Here is an 18,902-nt window from a genome sequence, read left to right on the forward strand (position 1 = left end):
NTCGCGGCCGAAGTGGCCGTACGCCGCCGTCTTCGCGTAGATCGGGCGCTTGAGGTCCAGGTCGCGGATGATCGCCGCCGGGCGGAGGTCGAAGACCTCGCTGACGGCCTCCTGGATCCGCTCGTCCGGCAGGGTGCCGGTGCCGAAGGTCTCCACGAAGAGGCCGACGGGCTCGGCCTTGCCGATCGCGTACGCCACCTGCACCTCGCAGCGGCGGGCGAGACCGGCCGCGACGACGTTCTTCGCGACCCAGCGCATGGCGTASGCCGCCGAGCGGTCCACCTTCGACGGGTCCTTGCCGGAGAACGCGCCGCCGCCGTGGCGGGCCATCCCGCCGTAGGTGTCGATGATGATCTTCCGGCCGGTGAGCCCGGCGTCACCCATCGGGCCGCCGACCTCGAAACGCCCGGTCGGGTTCACCAGCAGCCGGTAGNCGTAGGTGTCGATGATGATCTTCCGGCCGGTGAGCCCGGCGTCACCCATCGGGCCGCCGACCTCGAAACGCCCGGTCGGGTTCACCAGCAGCCGGTAGCCGTCGGACTCCAGGCTGACGCCCTCCTCCACCAGCTCCTTGAGGACGTGCTCGACGACGTACTCGCGCACGTCCGGGGTGAGCAGGCCCTCGACGGAGATGTCGGCGGCGTGCTGCGAGGACACCACCACCGTGTCGAGGCGCACCGGGCGGTCCCCGTCGTACTCGATGGTGACCTGGGTCTTCCCGTCGGGCCGCAGATACGGCACGGTGCCGTTCTTGCGGACCTCGGTCAGCCGGCGCGAGAGCCGGTGGGCGAGCGCGATCGGCAGCGGCATCAGCTCGGCCGTGTCGTCGCAGGCGTAGCCGAACATCAGGCCCTGGTCGCCCGCGCCCTGCGCGGCCAGCTCGTCGCCCGCGCCCTCGACGCGGGACTCGTACGCCGTGTCCACGCCCTGGGCGATGTCCGGGGACTGCGCGCCGATGGACACCGAGACGCCGCAGGAGGCGCCGTCGAAGCCCTTCGCGGAGGAGTCGTAGCCGATGTCGAGGACGGCCTCGCGCACCAGCTTCGCTATCGGCGCGTACGCCGAGGTGGTGACCTCGCCCGCGATGTGCACGAGACCCGTGGTGATCAGGGTCTCCACCGCCACCCGCGAGGACGGGTCCTCGGCGAGCAGGGCGTCCAGGATGGTGTCGCTGATCCGGTCGGCGATCTTGTCGGGGTGGCCCTCGGTCACCGACTCCGAGGTGAAGAGGCGCCGGCTCATGCCTGGACCTCCACCGGGGCCTTGAAGAAGTGCTGCTCGATGGCACCGAGGGTGCGGATGGACTCGACCTCCAGGGTCTCCATCTGGATCGCGGTGCCGCTCTCCTGCTCCAGGAGGAAGACGAACTCGACGAAGGACAGCGAGTCGATGAGCCGGTTCTCGATCAGGTCGAGGTCGGACGCGATGTCGTCGCGCTCCGGGTGACGCTCGAGGATCCAGTTCTTCACCGTCTGCAGGCCGTCGGCCATGGTTGCTCTCCTTTAGCTGCTGCTAGCTACTGCTGCTGGATACGTGAGGGGTGGGGGCGGGGTACGGGGTGGGGGCGATGATCGGAGCGGCCACCGCGACCGCGTAGTCCACGTCGTGGCTGATGGACACGGTGATCTCGGTGATGCCGGACTCGGCGGCCATCTCGGCCGCCGACCGGTGCAGTTCCACGAGCGGCCAGCCGCCCTCGGAACGCCGCACCACGATGTCCGGCCAGGGCAGGAACCTGCCCCTGACCCGTAAGGTCTTGAAGGCCGCTTCCTTGGCCGCGATCCGTCCGCACAGGCTCAGCACGTCGAGCCCGGAGGAGGTACGGCAGTCGGCGAGCTCGCCGGGGGTGAGCATCCGCTCGAAGAACCGCTCCCCGTACTGGGCGAGGAGCCTGCGGACACGGTTGACGGACACGATGTCCATGCCGAGGTTCGCCCACCCCAGGCCGCCCGCCGGCGGGGCGGCGGGACGGGCCGGCACGTCAGATCACCGGCCCGGCCGCGCCACTCGCATCGGCCCGCAGGCGGGCGTTCGCGTCGAGCACCGCCCCGGTGGCGGCCTCCCAGCTGCCGTGGCGCCTGGTCAGCGCGGACAGCCAGCGTTCGAGACCGAAGGCGACACAGCTGGTGAAGGCCGGCCCGCCGGTCGACTCCAGGGTGATGTCGCAGCGGTCGCCGAAGAAGTTCCGGTGCGTGTTGACCGAGGCGATGGCCAGGTCCTCGTACAGGAACTCGTACTTCACCGGCGTCAGCCGCTGGAGGAGCGCCTTCGAGCCGCCCTTGTCGAAGAACGGGTCGCAGGCGGCCTCCTTGCGGAGCGGCAGGTCGAGGGCGGCGGCGAACGCCTGGATCCTGCCCGTGAAGTCCGCGAGGTGCGTCTCGGCGTGCTCACGCGCGCCGATGGCGACGATCTCCCGCATGCGGAAGCCGAGCTGGCGCCGCATGCCCTCGTAGTGGGTCTCCTTGCGGAAGCACCAGGAGCAGATCGTGACGAGGGTGTCGTCGGCGACCCGGGTGCCCCGGTGGTCGAGGTAGACGGCGTAGCAGGACGCCGAGGGCAGTCCGAGCGCGGCCGGTTCCAGGGCCTCGCTGGGGAAGCGGCCCGTCTCGGCGGAGAAGGGCGCGGTCTCCCGGCGCTCCAGGTCGAGCGGGGTCGCCACGACGGCCTGGTGCGGGAAGTTGTCGTAGTAGTCGAGCTTCGCCAGCTCGGCGGCCGGCAGGAGCGGGGGCATGGTCATCGGGCGGGCGCCCGCGGTCACTCCCCAGCTCTCGAAGGTGTCGTCGAGGAGCCGCAGCAGGCGGGTCCCCTCCGGGCCGAGCGAGGGGAGGCCCCTGGTCTCCCCGACGGTCTCGGGGGTCGTCAAGGTCATGGTCGGTGCACCTCTCGGGTGAGGGCTCTCGGGTCGGGGAGTCGCTCAGACGACGGGCAGGCTGTCGTCCGAGAAGATCCCGGTCTTCAGGAAGAAGGCGAGCGGCTTGCGGATCGCCTTGCGCTCGTGGGGGCGGCGGCTCGGGTCGGCGACCAGCGCGTTGCGCAGGGCCAGCGGGTCGGGGATGCCGGCGTCCCGGTACACATGGGGGTTGTAGAGGGAGTTGACGCTGTAGACGACGTACCGCTTGAGGTACGCCTCGACCTCGCGGACCCGCTCGGCGCTCACGGCCTGGCACATCCGGCCGTACAGCAGGGAGACCAGCTCACGGCCGAAGGCGATGTGGCGGGACTCGTCCTGGTGGTGGATCCGGTTGACCTCGCGGATCGTGTGGCAGAGCGAGGTGTCCTTCGCCATCCGGGAGTTGTAGTGGTCGACCAGCTCCTCGAAGAAGAGGATGCGGGTGAAGACGAGGAAGTTCTCGACCTCCGGCTCCCAGGCCGCGTCGGCGCGCATCGCGGTGGAACCGTAGATCTTGTGGCCGTAGCGGCGGCAGAACTCGGAGAAGAACCACATGTGTTCGTTCTCCTCACCGATGAAGTGGTGGAAGAAGTCCGAGGGCACCTCGAAGCCGGGCATGTGGATGCGGCCGACGACCTCGATGAGGAGTTCGCGGATGCCGTGCACATTGAGGCTGTAGAAGTTGATCGACTCCCACTTCGACAGGCGCTGAAGCGTTTCCTCACCGAGGGCGTCGTAGTGCTCGGTGCCGTAGACGGTGAGCAGCTCCGGCGTCATCCAGAAACGGTTCTCCTCCAGCGTCTCGGGCCACTGGAAGGTCTGGTACGGGTTGTAGTAGTCCTCGACCGAGCGCTCGCTGAGGCGTTCGAGGACCTCCATGAACCGGTCCGTGACCGGCAGCGGGGCGGCGACGCCCATGATGTGACTCCTTGGGAAGGGGACTACGGGCGGACTTCGTAGACCGCGTTGACCGGGGTCTCGGTCGCGCGGCGCCAGCGGGTGAAGCCGGCCTCCTCCGCGATGGCACGGAAGGCCTTCTCGCCGGAGTGGTTGCCGAGCGCGTGCGGGCCGCGCTGGGCGACCGCGACGGGCAGGCACATCACGGCGGACAGGGCCATGAACATGCGGGCGGCGGGCGTCTGGACGTCGATGTCCTGCGGGGACACGTTCGACTCGACGAGCATCCAGGTGCCTTCCGCGTCCAGGGACTTGTGGACGTGCTGGGCGGCGGCGACCGGGTCGCCCATGTCGTGCAGGGCGTTGAAGAAGCACACCAGGTCGTAGCCGGAGCCCGGGTAGTCGTCGGCGGACGCCACGTCGAAGACGACCCGGTCGGACAGACCGGCCTCCTCGGCGAGCTCCCGCGCGATCGAGATGGCCTCCTCCGAGTAGTCGAAGCCGTGGACGGTGGCGTTCGGGAAGGCCTTCGCGATGAGCAGCGTGGTGTGGCCGACGCCGCAGCCCACGTCGGCGACGGTGCCGCCGGCGGCCAGCTTGTCGGTGACCTGGTGCAGCGCGGGCAGCCAGTCCGGGACGAGCTTGTGCTCGTAGGTCGGCTGGAAGAAGGAGCCCATGCCGGTGTCGAGGGCCGCGTCGTGCTCGGCCCAGCCGACGCCGTCACCGGTGCGGTACGCGTCGACGAGCAGGTCCTCGGTGGCGTACAGCGCCTTCAGGGCGGTGAAGAACCCGGCGGCGTACGTGACGGCCTTCGGGTCCGCGAGGACCTCGACGTGGTCGGCGGGCAGCGTGTACGTGAGGGAGCTGGGGTGCCGCTCGACGTACCCGGCGGAGAGCTGGGCGTGCAGCCACTCCTCGATGTACCGCTCGTTCGTGCCGGTCCTCGCGGCCAGCTCGGGGGCGGTCAGCGGGCCGTGCTCGGCCAGCGCCCGGTAGAGGCCGAGGCGCTCGCCGAGGGCGACGGTCAGGCCGCGGACGGCCGCACCGGCGTCGGTGATGACCCTCTGGTGGAAGTCGTGGGCGCTCATGCGGCCTTCTCCTCCTCGTACGTGGGCAGGTCGCAGGTGAAGAGGAAGGACCGGGGCACGCGCGGAACGGAGCGGGCCGGGACCGGGTAGGGCCAGCGGTCGAAGTCGGCGCCCGGCTCACCGGGCTGCCTGACCTCCCGTACGGCCCAGCCGCAGTCGGCGAGCAGCGCCTCGGGCTCCTCGGTGCCGAAGAGCCACGGGTTGCCGTCCTCGTCCAGGGCCTTCATGAAGCCGCGGGCGAGCGGGTTCTCCAGGGCGGCCTTGGAGATGACGTCGCCGAGCAGCACGGAGCCGGGGGCGGCGTGCGCGGAGAGCGTCGACATGAGGGTCCGTACGGCCTGCTCGGGCAGGAAGAACAGCAGGCCCTCGACGACCCACAGGACGGGCTCCTCGCTCTTCCAGCCCGCCTCCTTGAGGGGGCCGGTCCAGTCCTGGGTGAGGTCGACCGGGATCGGGACCCGGGTGCGGCCCGCGGGCTGCGGCTCGTCCTTGAGCATCTCGGCCTTGGCCTCCAGGAGGGCCGGGCGGTCGAGCTCGTAGACGGTGACGCCGTCGGGCCAGGGCAGCCGGAAGAAGCGGGTGTCCATGCCGGCGGCGAGGAAGACGACCTGACGGATGCCCCGCTCCTCGACGGCCCGGACGATGGCCCGGTCGAGGTACGTGGTGCGGATGGCGAGGAACGGCACGGTGCCGCCCCCGGCGTAGCGCTCGAGCAGTTCGAAGCCGATCGTGTCGGCGACGGTGCGCGCGTAGGGATCGGCGAACAGCCGGTCCTCGCGCTCGGTCTCCAGGGCGCGCGCGGCGGCGGTCCACTGGGCGGTGCGGGATACGGCCTCCACAGGAGGTCCCCCTTCACTCGTGAACGGTCTGGTGTGGGTGGGGTGGTGCGGGAGGTACGGACGGCCGTGTTCAGGGGCCCGACGAAGGACGGTTCGTCAGGCGCTCATGACCGGGACACAGGTCTTGGCCGGTCGCGCGCACGCGACGGGGTCCTCGGCCGCGGGCATCGACGACAGATGGTCGGCCTCGGAGTCGGCGGGGCGCCGGCGGAAGATGCTGTGCAGGATCATGCTGAACACGGCCGTCCCGTCGGCGGCCACCAGGGTGCACCGCGGTTTGACGGTGCCGGTGGCGGGGTTGAACGGCGACGGGGTGACGCCGAGGACCTCGAAGCGCGCGGTGAGGACGTCGCCCGGGCGGACGGGCCGCAGGTAGCGGACCTCGTCGATGCCGGGCGAGCCCATACAGGCGCTGTAGGCGAGCAGTCCGTCGACGTAGCGGCGCATGAACATCGCCTGGGTGTGGAACCCGCTCGCGATCAGGCCGCGGAACTGCGACTGCTCCGCGCGTACGGGGTCCGTGTGGAAGGGCTGCGGGTCGAAGCGCCTGCCGAACTCCAGCACCTCCTCCGCCGTGACGGTGACGGCGCCCAGCTCATGGACGTCGCCGGGCCGGAAGTCCTCGAAGTAGCGCATCTCGCGCCCCCCCTTGACCTAGGAGTGGTCTTTCCCTGGCACACCCCAATCTACGAATCGACCATTTATTTTGTCAACCCAAAAGAAGGATTTCGGAGCGCTCAGCCGAGGGCCTGTTCGACGTCCGACCAGAGATCCTCGGCGTCCTCGATGCCCACCGACATCCGCACGAGCCCGGGAGCGACCCCCGCGGCCCTCAGGGCGGCCTCGTCCAGCTCCCGGTGGGAGGTGGACGCGGGGTGCGTCACGAGGGTCTCCACGCCGCCGAGGGAGAGCGCGAGCCTGGCCACCCGTACGCGCTCGACGAAGGCCCGGCCCGCCTCCCGGCCGCCCGCCGGCTCGAAGGAGAGCAGCCCGCCGCCGCCGGAGAGGACCTTCCCGGCGCGCTCGTACGAGGGGTGCCCCGCGAGCCGGGGGTAGTGGACGGCCGAGACGCCGGGGTGGGCGTCGAGCCGCTCGGCCAGGGCGGCGGCGTTGGCGCAGTGGGCGCGCATCCGCAGCGGCAGCGTGGGTATCCCGCGCAGCGTCAGCCAGGCGGCGAACGGGTCGGCGCAGGCGCCGAGTTCGACCGTCCGGGGCCAGACGCGGCGGCGCAGTCCGTCGTCCGCGAAGACGGCGGCGCCGCCGAGCACGTCGGAGTGCCCGGAGAGGTACTTGGTGGTCGAGTGGACCACGATGTCGGCGCCGTGCTCCAGGGGGCGGCAGAGCACGGGCGAGGCCAGCGAGTTGTCGACCACGCTCGTCACCCCGAGCGCGCGGGCGGCGGCCAGCAGACCCGGCAGGTCGGGGACCTGGCCGGTGGGGTTGGCGATGGTCTCCAGGACCAGCATCCGGGTGGCGGGGTGCACGGCCGCGGCCTCCAGCTCGGCGGGGTCGTCGCCGGATATCCGGACGACCTCGATCCCGTACCGCTCGGAGAGGTCCGCGAGGACGGCGTGCGTGCCGCCGTAAAGGCACCGCTGGGCGACCACCCGGTCGCCGGGCCGCAGGAGGGCGAGCAGGACCCCGCTGATCGCCCCCATGCCGGAGGCGAAGGCGAGGGCCCCCTCGCCGCCTTCGAGGCCGGCGAGGGTCTGCTCCAGGGCCCGTACGGTCGGGTTGCCCCGGCGGCTGTAGACGTACCGCCCGTCGGGGTCCGCCATCGCCCCGGCCAGCTCGGCGGCGGAGTCGAAGGCGAAGGCGGAGGACTGCACGAGGGGCACCGAGAGCGGCCAACTACCGCTCTGGAAAGGCTCGTTGACTACGTGCACGGCACGGGTGTTCAGTTCCACGACGGTCCTTTCGAGAACCCTGACGGGGTACGGAAAAGGGGCCGCCCGATGTCCGGGGAAGGACATCGGGCGGCCCCTTCGGGGCGGTTCAGGCGGTGACCTTCTCGCCCTGCGGAGCGGGGGCGGCGGCCTCGGCCGCGAGGGCCTTGTCGCTCTTCATGACGAGCAGGGTGATCACACCGCCGAGGGCGGCGATGATCGCGGCGCCGATGAAGGCGGACGAGAAGCCGTCCGTCAGCTTCGGCAGGTTGCCGAGCTGGTCGGCGCCCTGGGACATCGCGACGGCGGTCAGCGCGGCCAGACCGAGCGCGGAGCCCACGTTGTAGGTGGTGTTGACGATGCCGGAGGCGAGACCGGCCTGCTCCTGCGGGGCGCCGGACATGGCGGCGATCATCGCGGGGATGTACGCGAGGGACATGCCGAGCGCGGCGACCAGCGAGGCCGGCAGGACGTCGACGAGGAAGGAACCGGTCGGCGGGACGGCCGCCAGCCAGACCAGACCGGCCGCGAGGACCAGCAGACCGCCGCCGATGAGCGGCTTGGCCCCGAACTTCATCATGAGCCGGGCGGTGATGGCCGTCATGAAGATCATGAGGAGCACGGTCATCGGGAGCAGCGCGGCACCGGACTCGAAGGCGCCGAAGCCCAGCACCTGCTGGAGGTACAGGTTGAGGAAGTACCACATCGGGATCCAGGCGGCACCGAGCAGCGTCATCGCCAGGTTGGCCGAGCCGAGGCGCGGGACCCGCCAGACGCTGAGCGGCATGAGCGGCTCGCTGATGCTCTTCTGGATCACGAGGAACAGGCCCAGGAGGACGGCGGCGCCGATCAGCTGGAGGATCGTGCCGGTGGAGCCCCAGCCGACCTCGGGGGCGCGGACCACGGCGAACACGGCGAGCGCGAGACCGGCGGTGACGGCGGCGGCTCCGAGGACGTCGACCGAGCCGCGGCGGGACTCGACGTTCGGGAGCAGCTTGGTCGCGGCGAGAGTGGCGAGGCCGATCGGGATGTAGATGATGAAGACCCACTGCCAGCTCATCCACTCGGTGAAGACACCACCGAGGAAGACGCCCGCGGTACCGCCGGCGGGGGCCGCGGCGCCGTAGAGCGCCATCGCCTTGCCGAGCTCCTTCGGGTCGTGCATGAAGAGCATCATGAGCAGGGTCATCGCGGAGGGCGCGATCAGCGCACCGCCGACGCCCTGGACGGCGCGGCCGACGATCTCGACCCAGGCGGTCTGCGCGGCGGCGGCCACGACGGAACCGGCGATCATGACCGCCCAGCCCGAGACGAAGATCCTGCGGGCTCCGACCAGGTCGGAGAGGCGTCCGCCGAGGAGCAGCAGACCGCCGAAGACGATCACATAGGCGTTGAAGATCCACTGGAGCTCGCTCTGCGAGAAGCCCAGGTCCTTCTGCATCTCGGGAAGCGCGACCCCGATGATCGACGTGTCCATGATGACCATGAACTGTGCGGCGGCGAGCACGACAAGTGCCCACCAGCGCCGGGGATTGACGGTTGACATTGCCCTGACCCTTCGCTCGCTCTGACCCCCGACCACGGCCGGGGCATACCCCTAGGGGGTACCTGTGCGGTGCACCGTAGCATACCCATGGGGGGTATGTAAGGGCGAGGTGAGGACGGAGCCGGGGATGCGTGGGAAGCAGCGCTTCCGCGGCCCCGGCCGGGCAGAATGCCCCCATGACCGCAGACCAGGACCCCGCGCTCCTCCAGCGGTGGAACACCACCCTGCTCGCCGCCCGCGCCGGCCGCGAGGGCCCCGACCCCGCCCCCTACGGCCGCAACCTGCTCGCCCGCTGGGCCGAGCCGCAGCGCCGCTACCACACGGTCGACCACCTCCGGGCGGTCCTCGACCGCATCGACGAACTGACCGATCAGGGCGGCGAGGGAGGCGAGCTGGAGCTCGTACGGCTCGCCGCCTGGTTCCACGACGCCGTCTACCGCCCGGACCGCTCGGAGAACGAGGAACGCTCGGCGGTCCTCGCCGAGAAGGCCCTCACCGAGGCCGGACTCACCCCGCACGAGGTCGCCGAGGTGGCCCGGCTCGTCCGCCTCACGACCGGCCACGACCCGGCCGGCGGCGACCTCAACGGCGAGACCCTCTGCGATGCCGACCTCGCGGTCCTGGCCTCCGACCGCGATACCTACCAGGGGTATACGGCGGCGGTCCGCGAGGAGTACGCCTTCGTCCCCGAAACCGCCTTCCGCGAAGGCCGCGCGACGATCCTCCGCCACCTCCTCGGCCTGCCCCGCCTCTTCCGCACGCCCTACGGCGCGGCGGTCTGGGAGGAACGGGCGCGCGAGAACATGGAGCGGGAACTCGCGGAACTGACGGACATGTCCGGAAAGGCCTGAACGGATCGAGTCGACCTCGAAACGTAATGAGAAAGACCCTCTACCGCCGGTAAGATCATTTCCACTTTGTCTTCACCCGCGAGAGATTCCAGGAAAAAGAACATGAGACTGCGTACGGCCCTCCCGATCGCCGCCGTATTGCCCGCCCTGCTCGCCCTGTCCGCGTGCAGCGGCGAATCCTCGGACTCGGGCGACAAGAATCCGAAGGCGAGCGCGCAGAACACGAGCAGCGCCGAGGAGAAGGAGGCGGCGGAGGCGAAGAAACTCGGCGCACTCGACACCAAGCAGCTCGAAAAGGTCGCCCTCACGGGAAAGAACGCCGGATTCGACGCCAAGAAGATAGCCAAGTCGGAGGTCGAGGCCGGCCGCGGCATGGAGGCCGACAAGAAGGCCTGCCAGCCCCTCGCCAGCCTCATCGGCGGCTTCACGCACATCCCGGCCGTCAGCGAGGTGCACCGCTCGCTCCAGCCGGTCGAGGCGACCAGCGCGACCGTCGGATCCATGTGGCTCGCCTCCCACTCCGAGGAGAACGCCGCCCGGGTCATGAAGGACCTGCGCGCCGCCGTCACCGCCTGCCCCAAGGGCTTCAAGACCCTCGGCCTGACGTACGGCAAGGTCGAGAGCCTCCCCGCGCCGAAGCTCGGCGCCGAGGCCGTCGGCTACCGGATCACCGGCGACATCGGCAAGCAGAAGGTCCCGATGACGTACACGGTGGTCCGCGAGGGCGGAATCATCGCCGCGTTCTACGGCGTGAACATGCTGGACCCCCAGCAGGCGGCGATCCCGGAACCGCTGATCAAGGCGCAGCTGGACCGCCTGGGGGGCTGACGTCCCCCTTTTTTCCGTACGCACGGAAGGGGCCTCCCCGGGAAAGCTTTCGCTTTCCCGGGGAGGCCCCTTTCATGTCGGCCGACCAGGTCAGTCGACGTGCCCCGATTCCATCGGGAACTCCGGCGGCGAGGGGGCGTCGTACAAGGACTGAAGGTCACCCATCAGCTCGTACTCCGCCTCCCGCCAGGACGGGTTGGCACCGACGACGAAGCTGTCGCCGTCCCGTTCCAGCATCCACGTGTACGCGGCGCTTTCCTCCGGAATGCCGTGCCGTTCACCGAGCACGGCGAACTCCTCGGCGGTCGCCCGCCGGATGTGGAGCCCGTTCCGGTAGAGGGGCTTGAGGAACATCAGTTCCACATGCCCGATGGAGACCTCGACCCTCGTCGTGGTCTGGTCCACCAGGGTGGCCGGACTGGTCAGGAACAGCTGCCGGTGCGAGGGGAGAAACGCGGTGACTCTGAAGAGCCGCCCCTCCCGGATGAAATCCGTCATGACCGCCGTCCTCCTCTCCTTAATCGACCGGTGTGCCGTTGGCATAGGTCAGCTTCGTCGGATAGACCTGCTTGACCACCATCTTCCCCGTCTCCGGGTCCCTCACGGTCATGTGCCACTCGACGGAGGCCCACTTCCGGTACTCCATCCGGAGAGCCGCACGGAGCTTGACCATCTCCCACGCGGTTCCGTAGCCGCCGTCCTGAATGAGCTTCCAGCTGCTGTCCGGGATCGAGTCCCCTCGCGCCAGAAGCATGGACAGCGCCTCGTCGGCGGTCTTGGCGCCCTCGACACCGTCCAGGGAGACCGAGAGCTTCACGTTGGGGTTGGACACCGCCCGCTCCACACCCACCGTCCAGATGGCGCGCTTCCCCAGCCCCATGCTCTCCGGCAGTTCGATGCCGTACAGCTCCTTGTTGTTGAACGTCTGACCGCCGAGGGACTTGGCCAGGTCGTCCGAGTAGGGGTTGATTCCGAGGACGACGTGATCGCCGTCCTTCACCAGACCGGCGAGGATCGCGGCGCACTTCTTGACGAGGTCGTCGCCGCTCGACGCCACCGAGAACGAGGCGACCTTGAAGGTCACGACGTCCCCGGCCTGGCACACCTCGTCGATCTTCCGGAGGATCCGGCTGATGATGCCCGAGATGGCGGCCTCGGTCAGACCGATGGTGCGGAGCGCCCGGTAGGCGTCCATGAACCCGACGCCCATCCTGAGGGAGGCGTCCAGGGCGGCCACTCCGGCCTTGGCCCCGCGGAAGAGCGGGCCCGCGACGAACCAGCTGGCCGCCCAGGCGCAGTCGCCCCAGCTGCCGCCCGACACACCCGGGGTGAGCAGCTTCGCGCAGCCGATGAAGTCCCCGAGGAGGATGTCGACCGGGTCGATGCCCGAGTTGAACTCGGTCATCGTCAGCGTGATGGTGAGCGTCTTGGTCTCGGCCTCGGTCGTCTCCGGGCCGAGGTAGACGGTGTCCGCGGCCGGGCAGCTGCCCGAGGCCGTGTACTGCTCCCACGGCACCATGCACATGTACACGTCGACGTGCGACTTGTACGTGACGTCGGACGTGACCTTGCAGTCCCCGAAGTGGATGATCGGGTTGCAGTTGTCCTTCTTGACGTTCTTCGGCTCACCGATGTACTCGATGTGGTCGAGCACCGCCCACACATCGCTGATCCCGGTGGTGACGCCCTGCGAGATCTGCTCGGAGCTGCCGGCCTTCTCGGTGCGGTCGGCGGCGTCCTGAGCCTCCTCCGCCGCGTCCCTGGCGCCGGCCGCGGCCTTCTCGGCGGCCGTCGCGTCCGTCTCCGCCTGGGTGGCGGTGGCACGGGCGCTGGCCGCGTCCTCCTCGGCCTTGGTGGCCACGGCGCGGGCGTTGGCGGCGTCCTTCTCCGCCTCGGTCGCCGCGGCGTCGGCCGCGTTGGCGTCGGTCTGCGCGTCACTGGCCGCCGACGACGCCGCCATGGCGTCGTTGCCGGCCGACATGGCGTAGCCGTCGGCGCGGCCGGCGGCCGCCTGGGCCTCCTTGGCGTCCTTGGCCGCCTGCGCCGCCGACTCCTGGGCCCGCAGATACGCCTTGGCGGCGCGGGACGCGTCCGCCGCGGCGGCCGCTGAGGCCTGCGCCGCGAGCTTCATGTCCGCGGCGGCCTGATCGGCCAGGGCCTTCGCCTCGGCGGAGAACGCCAGGGCCTGGTTCGCGGTGGCGGCCGCTGCCGCCGCCTGCTGCTGCGCGATCGTCAGCGACTGCTGGCCGGTGAGCACCGCGAACGCCGCGGAACTGTCGAGCTCCTGGTACGGGCCGCCGAGCGAGATCGCCTCGTTCGCCGGCTTGTTCACCGCCGCCGCGGAGTCACGCGCCGCGAGGGAGGACCGTACGGCCGCGAGCGCCTTGCCCGCGGTGACCGCCGCCCAGGACGCGGTCTGCGCCGCCTCGGAACGGGCGGCAGCCGCCTCCGTCTTGGCGACCTTGGCCGCCGCGGAGGCCTTCTCCGACTGCTCCTTGGCACCCTTCGCGTCGGCCGCGGCGGCCTGCGAGGCGTCGATCGCCTCGGCCGCCGCCGCGTGGGCCGCGGCGGCGGAACCGGCCGCGATCCAGTACGACGCCCAGGCGCTGTCGGCCGCCGCCTTGGCGCGGGACGCGGAGCCCTGCGCCTTGGTGGCCGCCTCGCGGGCGTTGGTGGCGGCGGCCGTGGCCGCGTTCGCCGCCGCGCGCGCGTTGGTGGCCGCCGTGGTCGCCTCGTTCGCGGCGGAACGGGCGTCGGTCGCGGCCGCACGGGACGCGACGGCCGCGTCCGTACCCTCGTCGGCTGCGGCCTTGGCCTCGAAGGCCGCGGCCTTCGCGTTCAGCGAGTCACGCCGCATCTCGGCCTCAAGGGCCTTGTCGCGGGCGGCGACCGCGTCGCGCTCCGACTGCTCGGCGTCGCCCCTGCGGGCCGACGCCGTGGCTCCGGCCGCCTCGGCCGAGGTACGGGCCTCGCTCGCGATCCGTCCCTGGGCGACGGCGTCGGCCTCATGGCCGGCGGCCTTGTCGCGCTCGCGCTCGGCGGTGGCCCGGTAGGCCGCCGCGTTGGCGCGCTCCAGCTCGGCGACGGCACGCGACGCCTGCGCGTCGGCCGCCGCCTTCTTCGCGTCCTGCTCCTCCGCGAGGGCCGTCTCCTTGGCCTTCTTGGCGGTGGCGGCGTTCGCCGCGGCCGAGGCCGCGTAGGCGTCGGCGCTGTCCGCGGCGGCCTTCGCCTGGGCGGCGGCCTCCTGCGCGGCGATGCGGCGGAACTCGGTGTTCACCGCGTGCGTCTCGGTCTGCGCCAGGGCGAGCAGCGCCTCCGAGGTCGACACGGTCGCGTTCGCCGCGTTCAGGGCCGTCTCGGTCGCCTTGGAGGCGGCCGTGGCGGCCGCGCCCGAGGCACGGGCGACCTGCACGGACTGCTGGGCGTACATCAGACCCCGGCCGCGCGGCACCTGGGCCGCGTCCGCGATCGTCCAGGCCTGCTGCTGGGCCGACACCGCGCGCTGCGCGGCGGCGTTGGCTGCGGTGGCCTGCTCCTTGGCTGCGGTGACCAGGGCCTGGACCTTGCCCCGGGCCTTCGCGAGGTCCGTCTTCGCCTTGTCGAAGAGGGCCTGCTTGGGCTTGAGGATGTGGTCCGGGTCGGCCTCCAGCTCGTCGTGCCAGTACTTCTGCCAGCGCAGGATCTGGTCGGCGAGCCAGGCCTGGCCGATGGCCTCGACCATGTTGTCGGTGGCCTTGCGGGTGGCCGCGGCGGCGTCCGCCTCGGCCTGCATGATCAGGGTGCGCGGGGCGGCCTGGCCGGCGTACTCCGCCTCCCACTCGGCCGAGGCCTGGGAGACGGCCTCGCTCAGGGCGTTGCGCGGGTCGGTCGGGTCCGCGTGGTTGCACGTGGCCCACTGCTGCTTGAGGTCCTCGACCTCGACACGGAACTCGGGCGAGCCCTCGGTCAGCTTCTGGCGGGCGAAGCCGCCGTTCCGCAGGTACGTGGCGATGTCGGCGGACGTGGTGCCACCGGAGTACCGCGTCTGGTTGACGCTGGAGTCCCGCAGCATGATGTCCGCGGCGAAGTCGTGCCAGCTGTCCTGGCCGCGGTTCTGCTCGGTGATCTGGCGGGCCTTGGCTATCGCCTCGGGGCTCGCGTTGGTGTGCGCGTCCCAGCCGATGCGGTCGGCCATCTTCGCCTGCGTGGAGTAGGTGTAGGCGCTGATGTCGGCGCCGAACTCCGGGGCGTGCAGCGTGATCCCGTCGTCGAACGAGCTCATCGCGTACGGGCGGTTGGCGTCCTCCAGGAGGGCCTTGCGCGCCGCGAACGTGTCGAGGTACGCGTAACCGGCCTCGCGGTCCTGGTCACTGGCCTGCCCCAGGGGCATGAAGCCGATCCAGCCGATGTCCCCGATGACGGCCTTCAGGTCGTCGTTGGTGCCGGACAGGCCCTGGATCGCGATGGCCTTGGTCTTGGCGCCGCCCGCGTGCAGGGCGACTCCGGCGAGGCACCGGTTGAGGCGCGGGGTGGAGCGGACGTCACGGATGACGGCCGTCAGGTCGTTCAGGCGCCGCAGGGCGTTGTCGGCGTCGTCGAAGATCTTCCGCAGACCGGAGGAGACCTGCTCGATCGCCTGCGCGAGCGCGGGCATCCGGCCCACGATCACGGCCGACGAGGGGATGTCGACGAGCTCCCACAGGCAGTCCTCGACGTCGGAACCGGCCAGGCAGTCCTTGACCTTCGCGGCGTCGAGCTGCTCGAAGAGGATCTGCCCGCCGTTCGCGGTCGCCCACTCGACGATGTCCACGGAGACGGCCGCGAGGCCCTTCCGGTAGTCGTCGACGCAGGTCTGGCCACAGGCGTCGAGCAGGATCTGCTCCTCGCGCTGCCCGAGCACCGGCCAGTTGGAGGCACCGCCCTTGATGGGCGTGACGCCCTGGGCCAGCGCGTCCTTGTGCGCGGCCTCGTTGCGGTCGCGCTGCTGCTGCTCGGCGAGCCTGGCGGCCTCCTCGGCGGCGGTGCTGTTGCCCGCCGCGTCGGACGCCTTCGTCTCGGCGTCCTTGGCCTCCTGCTCCGCCTGGGACGCCTTGTCCTGCGCGCCCTGGGCGGCCTCGGCGGCCCGCCCGGCCTTCTCGTTCGCCTCGGCGGCGTGCCGCTCGGCGTCGGTGGCCTCACGGTCGGCCTCAAGGGCGGCGTTGCTCGCCTCGTCCGCGGTGAGGCGGGCGGAGACGGCGTCGTTCCCGGCCTGCGTGGCGTGGCCGGCGGCGGCGTCGGAGGCCGCCTTCGCGCCCTTCTGGGCACCGGAGGCCTCGGCCGCCGACGCCTGGGCGCGGGTCACGGCCTCGACGGCGCGGACCGAGTCGGCGGCGGCACGGGCGGCCGCCTCGGCGGCGAGCTTCGCGTCACCGGTGGCCTGCGCGGCGGTCTGCTGCGCCGACGCGGCGGCCTCGGCGGCCTCCGTCGCCTTGGCCTCGGCCGCCGCGGCCTGCTGCTCGGCGACCGTCTTCGACGACTGGCCGACGAGCACGGCGAAGGCCGCGGAGCTGTCCTTCTCCTGGTACGGGGTGCCGATGGCGATGGCGTCGTTGCCGGCGGCCACCGCCTCCTTGGCGCTGTCACGGGCGGCGAGCGCGGCCTGACCGGCGGCGTACGCGCGGCCGAGGACGGTCGCGGCCGAGGTGAGCGCCTCGGCGGCGCTCGTACCGGCGGCGAGCGACTCCTGCTCGGCCTTCCTGGCGAGCGCGGTGGCGTTCTCCGAGGCCGTGGCGGCGTTGTCCGCGCGGGTCGACGCGTCCTGGGACGCGTCGAGCGCGACGGCTGCGGCGGCGTGCGCGGTGGAGGCCGCGCCGACCGAGGTGTAGTACGCCGACCAGGCGCTGCCCGCGGAGGCCTGGGCCCGCTCGGCGGCGCCCTCCGCGGTGGTGGCGGCGGTCCGCGCGGTGACGGCGGCGGCCGTGGCCTGGTCCGCGGCGGTCTGGGCGGCGGTGGCGGCCGTGGCGGCCTGGGTCGCGGCCGTCCGGGCGGCCGTGGCGGCGGCCCGGGTCTCGGCGGCGGCGGCCGTGCCCGCGGCGGCGTTCGCCGCGGCTTCGAGGGCGGCGGCGCGGGCGGCGGTGGCCTGCTTCGACCGGAGCGCGGCGACGGCCTGCTCCCGGGCGGTCTGCGCGGCCTTCGCCCTGGTGTTCGCCAGCGTGCGCTTCGTGGTGGCGTCGGTGGTCGCCGTACCGGCGGCCGTGTCGGCGCTCTGCGCGGTGGTCTTCTGCGTACCGGCCCGCTGCTCGGCCTCCACCGCCTTGGTGCGCTCGGTGGCGGCCTTGGCGCGGGCGGCGACGGCGTTGGCCCGCTCCGTCTGCGCCTCGGCGCGCTCGGCGGCGGCGGTCGCGGCGGCCGTCTTGGCCTTGTCGCGCTTCTGCTCGGCCGTCGTACGGGCGGCCTTCGCGGTGTTCGCGCTCTCGGCGGCGGCCGTGGCGTTGGCCTCGGCGCTGTCGGCGGCGGCCTTCGCCTGCGCGGCGGCCTCCTCGGCGGCGACGCGGCGGAACTCGGTGCTGATGGCGTGCGACTCGGTCTGCGCCTTGGCGAGGAGCGCGTCACTGGTCGCGATCGTCGCGTTCGCGGCGGAGAGCGCCGTCTCGGTGGCCTTCGCGGCGGCGGTCGCGGCCGCCGCCGAGGCGCGGACGACCTGCACCGACTGCTGGGCGTACATCAGGCCGCGGCCGCGCGGCACGTGCGAGCTGTCCGCGACGGCCCACGCCTCCTGCTGCGCGGTGGCGGCCTGCGCCGAGGCGGTGGCGGCCTTCGCGGCCCAGGCCTTGGCCGAGGCGGCCGCGGCGGCGGCGGTGGAGCGGGCGGCCGCGAGGTCGGCGGTGGCCTTGTCGTAGAAGGCCTGGTCGGGCTTCTCGAAGATGGTGTCCGGGTCGTTCGCGAGGGTGTCCTGCCAGTGCTTGCGCCAGGTCAGGATCTGGTCGGCGAGCCACGCCTGCCCGATGGCCTCGACCATGTCGTCGGCGGCCTCGCGGGTCGCCTTCGCGGCGTCGGCCTCCGCCTTGATGATCGTGGCGCGCTGGGCCGCCTGACCGGCGTACTCCTGCTCCCACTCGACCATCGCGGTCATGACCGGCTCGTTGAGGACGCGGCGCGGGTCGACCGGGTTCTGGTAGTCGCAGCCGGCCCAGGCCTGCTTGAGGTCCTCGACCTCGACGCGGTACTCCGGGGAGTCCTTGGCGAGGGGCGCGACGACGTAGCCGCCGTGCTTCAGGTAGGACGCGATGTCGCTGGAGGTCGTACCGCCGGAGTACTGGGTGTTCTTGACCGAGCTGTCCCGCAGCATGTCGTTCGCGGCGAAGTCGTGCCAGTCGTCCTTGCCCGCGCTCTCCTCCATGAGGGCGCGGGCGCGGGCGACGGCCTCGTCGCTGGCGTTGCTGTGGCCGTCCCAGCCGAGACGCCAGGCGAGCTGGGTCTGCGTGACGAGGGTGAAGTGGCTGACGTCCTCGCCGAAGGCGGGGGCGTGCCACTCCATGGCGTCGTTGTTCCAGGCGGACTCGCGGTAGGGCTTGTTGGCGGTGTCCAGTCCGTCGGTGCGGGCCCGCACCATGTCGGAGTAGACGCCGCCGGCCTCCTTGTCGGCGTCGGCGGCGAGGCCGAGGGGGCCGTATCCGATCCAGCCGAGGTCGCCGATGGTGTCGCGGAGCTGGGTCTCGGTGCCGGTGAGGCCCTCGATCGCCTTGGCCTTCATCTGCCCGGCGCCGAAGTGGAGCGCCACCCCGGCGAGGCAGCGGTCGAGCCGCCGTGACGCGCCGATGGTGTTGCGGGAGAGGCCGGTGTCCTCCTCGGGCACCGTGTCGGCCGTGGCCGCCGGGGCCTGGACGAGGCCGGTGAGTACGGCCGCGGCCGTGACGAGGGCCACCGTGCTGGTGGCTCTGGTCACCGTGGACCGTAGACGACGCCGGCGTCTGCCGGCGTCTCTGAGCAATGACATGGTCTGCCTTTGATCTCTGCGATCGACCGGCAGTTCAGTCATGGGCATGACAGCAGAGTCCCCGGGCACGGCAGGTGCCGGCGCCCTCGTCCCCCCACGAACCGACACTGCCGCTTACCCTGC

13 protein-coding genes and 2 pseudogenes are annotated in these 18,902 nt (G+C 71.7%); 2 read left to right on the forward strand and 13 right to left on the reverse strand.

The features are described from left to right. Position 1 precedes the first annotated feature (1 nt). From ASD33_RS36035 to ASD33_RS03975, 11 genes and pseudogenes are all read right to left on the reverse strand, one after another. A pseudogene (locus tag ASD33_RS36035) lies at positions 2-433 on the reverse strand (methionine adenosyltransferase domain-containing protein); the annotation flags it as partial. A gap of 1 nt (position 434) precedes the next feature. Continuing rightward, positions 435-1,242, reverse strand: a pseudogene (gene metK, locus ASD33_RS36040) (methionine adenosyltransferase); the annotation flags it as partial. Continuing rightward, positions 1,239-1,490, reverse strand: coding sequence for an acyl carrier protein (locus ASD33_RS03935; RefSeq protein ID WP_056553149.1), 252 nt, complete (start codon positions 1,488-1,490; stop codon positions 1,239-1,241). The pseudogene metK and the gene ASD33_RS03935, both read right to left, overlap by 4 nt. Before the next feature lie 22 nt (positions 1,491-1,512). Then, complete coding sequence (acpS, locus tag ASD33_RS03940) at positions 1,513-1,980, reverse strand: holo-ACP synthase (protein WP_079044523.1); 468 nt, start codon at positions 1,978-1,980, stop codon at positions 1,513-1,515. A gap of 1 nt (position 1,981) precedes the next feature. Then, entirely contained in the window at positions 1,982-2,869 is an 888-nt protein-coding gene (locus ASD33_RS03945; RefSeq protein ID WP_056553151.1) for a hypothetical protein, read from the reverse strand. A 45-nt stretch (positions 2,870-2,914) separates the two neighbouring features. After that, positions 2,915-3,808: a diiron oxygenase gene (locus ASD33_RS03950; protein WP_056553154.1), complete on the reverse strand. Its 894-nt coding sequence runs from the start codon at positions 3,806-3,808 to the stop codon at positions 2,915-2,917. 23 nt (positions 3,809-3,831) lie between these two features. Further along, positions 3,832-4,875, reverse strand: a complete 1,044-nt coding sequence (locus tag ASD33_RS03955; protein ID WP_056553157.1) for a class I SAM-dependent methyltransferase — start codon at positions 4,873-4,875, stop codon at positions 3,832-3,834. After that, complete coding sequence (locus ASD33_RS03960) at positions 4,872-5,714, reverse strand: SAM-dependent methyltransferase (protein WP_056553160.1); 843 nt, start codon at positions 5,712-5,714, stop codon at positions 4,872-4,874. Before ASD33_RS03960 ends, ASD33_RS03955 begins: the two co-directional genes overlap by 4 nt. A gap of 96 nt (positions 5,715-5,810) precedes the next feature. After that, positions 5,811-6,350, reverse strand: a complete 540-nt coding sequence (locus ASD33_RS03965; RefSeq protein WP_056553163.1) for a MaoC family dehydratase — start codon at positions 6,348-6,350, stop codon at positions 5,811-5,813. Positions 6,351-6,451: 101 nt separating this feature from the next. Beyond that, entirely contained in the window at positions 6,452-7,621 is a 1,170-nt protein-coding gene (locus tag ASD33_RS03970) for an aminotransferase class I/II-fold pyridoxal phosphate-dependent enzyme (RefSeq protein ID WP_056553165.1), read from the reverse strand. Between the two features lie 88 nt (positions 7,622-7,709). Continuing rightward, on the reverse strand, positions 7,710-9,146 hold the full coding sequence (locus tag ASD33_RS03975) for an MFS transporter (RefSeq protein WP_056553168.1): 1,437 nt from the start codon (positions 9,144-9,146) through the stop codon (positions 7,710-7,712). 176 nt (positions 9,147-9,322) lie between these two features. Here ASD33_RS03975 and ASD33_RS03980 point away from each other — a divergent pair, with 176 nt between their 5' ends. Further along, positions 9,323-9,997 carry a hypothetical protein gene (locus ASD33_RS03980; protein WP_056553171.1) on the forward strand — a complete coding sequence of 225 codons (675 nt, stop codon included), beginning with the start codon at positions 9,323-9,325 and terminating at the stop codon, positions 9,995-9,997. Positions 9,998-10,099: 102 nt separating this feature from the next. Beyond that, positions 10,100-10,825: a hypothetical protein gene (locus ASD33_RS03985; RefSeq protein WP_056553174.1), complete on the forward strand. Its 726-nt coding sequence runs from the start codon at positions 10,100-10,102 to the stop codon at positions 10,823-10,825. A gap of 90 nt (positions 10,826-10,915) precedes the next feature. On the opposite strand, the gene ASD33_RS03990 is transcribed toward ASD33_RS03985, so the two are convergent. Both ASD33_RS03990 and ASD33_RS03995 read right to left on the reverse strand, forming a co-directional pair. Then, positions 10,916-11,323 carry a hypothetical protein gene (locus ASD33_RS03990; protein ID WP_056553176.1) on the reverse strand — a complete coding sequence of 136 codons (408 nt, stop codon included), beginning with the start codon at positions 11,321-11,323 and terminating at the stop codon, positions 10,916-10,918. Positions 11,324-11,342: 19 nt separating this feature from the next. Next, positions 11,343-18,728 carry a polymorphic toxin type 27 domain-containing protein gene (locus ASD33_RS03995; RefSeq protein WP_242426824.1) on the reverse strand — a complete coding sequence of 2,462 codons (7,386 nt, stop codon included), beginning with the start codon at positions 18,726-18,728 and terminating at the stop codon, positions 11,343-11,345. Positions 18,729-18,902: the final 174 nt, after the last annotated feature.

The organism is Streptomyces sp. Root1304 (genome assembly GCF_001426405.1).
Lineage (GTDB): Bacteria > Actinomycetota > Actinomycetes > Streptomycetales > Streptomycetaceae > Streptomyces.

Coding starts and splice junctions, on each gene's coding strand:
- ASD33_RS03935 (WP_056553149.1), bottom strand. CDS start 1,490: ATGGCCGACGGCCTGCAGACGGTGAAGAACTGGATCCTCGAGCGTCAC.
- ASD33_RS03945 (WP_056553151.1), bottom strand. CDS start 2,869: ATGACCTTGACGACCCCCGAGACCGTCGGGGAGACCAGGGGCCTCCCC.
- ASD33_RS03950 (WP_056553154.1), bottom strand. CDS start 3,808: ATGGGCGTCGCCGCCCCGCTGCCGGTCACGGACCGGTTCATGGAGGTC.
- ASD33_RS03955 (WP_056553157.1), bottom strand. CDS start 4,875: ATGAGCGCCCACGACTTCCACCAGAGGGTCATCACCGACGCCGGTGCG.
- ASD33_RS03965 (WP_056553163.1), bottom strand. CDS start 6,350: ATGCGCTACTTCGAGGACTTCCGGCCCGGCGACGTCCATGAGCTGGGC.
- ASD33_RS03975 (WP_056553168.1), bottom strand. CDS start 9,146: ATGTCAACCGTCAATCCCCGGCGCTGGTGGGCACTTGTCGTGCTCGCC.
- ASD33_RS03980 (WP_056553171.1), top strand. CDS start 9,323: ATGACCGCAGACCAGGACCCCGCGCTCCTCCAGCGGTGGAACACCACC.
- ASD33_RS03985 (WP_056553174.1), top strand. CDS start 10,100: ATGAGACTGCGTACGGCCCTCCCGATCGCCGCCGTATTGCCCGCCCTG.
- ASD33_RS03990 (WP_056553176.1), bottom strand. CDS start 11,323: ATGACGGATTTCATCCGGGAGGGGCGGCTCTTCAGAGTCACCGCGTTT.